The 1,772-nt window shown below is 53.2% G+C and carries 1 protein-coding gene; it reads left to right on the top strand.

Annotated features, from left to right (window positions below; genetic code table 11):
• A partial coding sequence (locus H5200_RS23030) for an Ig-like domain-containing protein (protein ID WP_182762803.1) occupies positions 1-1,772 on the top strand: 1,772 nt, incomplete at both ends.

Below are 1,772 nucleotides of genomic sequence, written 5' to 3'. Positions count from 1 at the left end.
AATACCGCTAGCGACACAGAAAATGGCGGAGTGATCGATACTCTTGCGCCAACCTTTGATATTGATCCGTTGGCTGCGACGAACGACAGCACCCCAACCATCACCGGTAGCAGTGATGAAATTGGTGGATTGGTAAGTATCACCGTGACAGATGCGAACGGCACCGTGCAAACCTTAACCGCGACGGTACTGGCAGATGGCACGTGGTCGGTGGATATACCGACCCCATTGGCAGAGGGCGCATTCCAAGTGGATGGCAGCGTCACTGATGCGGCAGGTAATACCGCGTCTGATACTGAAAACGGCGGAGTAATTGACACCCAAGCGCCTACTTTTGATATTGTTCCACTTGCTGCAACGAACGATACCACGCCAACCATCACCGGTAGCAGTGATGAAATCGGTGGCATCGTCAGTGTCATCGTCACTGATGCGACGGGGGCAGTACAAACCTTAATCGCGACAGTGCTTGCAGATGGTACGTGGTCGGTGGATATACCGACGCCGCTTGCAGAGGGCGCATTCCAAGTGGATGGCAGCGTCACTGATGCGGCAGGTAATACCGCCAGTGACACTGAAAACGGCGGAGTAATTGACACTCAAGCGCCTACTTTTGATATTGATCCACTTGCTGCAACGAACGATACCACGCCAACCATCACCGGTAGCAGTGATGAAATCGGTGGCATCGTCAGTGTCATCGTCACTGATGCAAACGGTGCGGTGCAAACTTTAACTGCGACGGTACTGGCAGATGGTACGTGGTCAGTGGATATACCGACGCCGCTTGCAGAGGGCGCATTCCAAGTGGATGCCAGCGTCACTGATGCGGCAGGTAATACCGCGTCTGATACTGAAAACGGCGGAGTAATTGACACCCAAGCGCCTACTTTTGATATTGTTCCACTTGCTGCAACGAACGATGCCACGCCAACGATTACTGGTAGCAGTGATGAAATTGGTGGCATCGTCAGTGTCATCGTCACTGATGCAAACGGTGCGGTGCAAACTTTAACTGCGACGGTATTAGCTGATGGCACTTGGTCGGTGGATGTACCGACGCCGCTGGCAGAGGGCGCATTCCAAGTGGATGGCAGTGTCACTGATGCGGCAGGTAATACCGCGTCTGATACTGAAAACGGCGGAGTAATTGACACCCAAGCGCCTACTTTTGATATTGATCCACTTGCTGCAACGAACGATACCACGCCCACCATCACTGGTAGCAGTGATGAAATTGGTGGTCTCGTCAGTGTCATCGTCACTGATGCGACGGGGGCAGTACAAACCTTAATCGCGACGGTACTGGCAGATGGTACGTGGTCGGTGGATATACCGACGCCGCTTGCAGAGGGCGCATTCCAAGTGGATGCCAGCGTCACTGATGCGGCAGGTAATACCGCGTCTGATACTGAAAACGGCGGAGTAATTGACACTCAAGCGCCAAGCTTTGATATTGATCCGCTTGCTGCAACGAGCGATAGCACGCCTACCATTACTGGTAGCAGTGATGAAATTGGTGGACTGGTAAGTATCACTGTGACAGATGCTAACGGCACGGTGCAAACTTTAACTGCGACGGTACTGGCTGATGGTACGTGGTCGGTGGATGTACCGATCCCACTTGCAGAAGGCGCATTCCAAGTGGATGCTAGTGTCACCGATGCCGCCGGCAATACCGCCAGTGACACAGAAAATGGTGGGGTGATCGATACTCTTGCACCGACGGTTGATATCAACCCGTTGGCTGATAGCAACGACAGCACGCCTAC

Source organism: Pseudoalteromonas sp. SG43-7 (assembly GCF_014164295.1).
GTDB classification, from domain to species: domain Bacteria; phylum Pseudomonadota; class Gammaproteobacteria; order Enterobacterales; family Alteromonadaceae; genus Pseudoalteromonas; species Pseudoalteromonas rhizosphaerae.
Note: the sequence above shows the minus strand (reverse complement) of the source record. Positions and strands in the feature narration are given on the sequence as shown.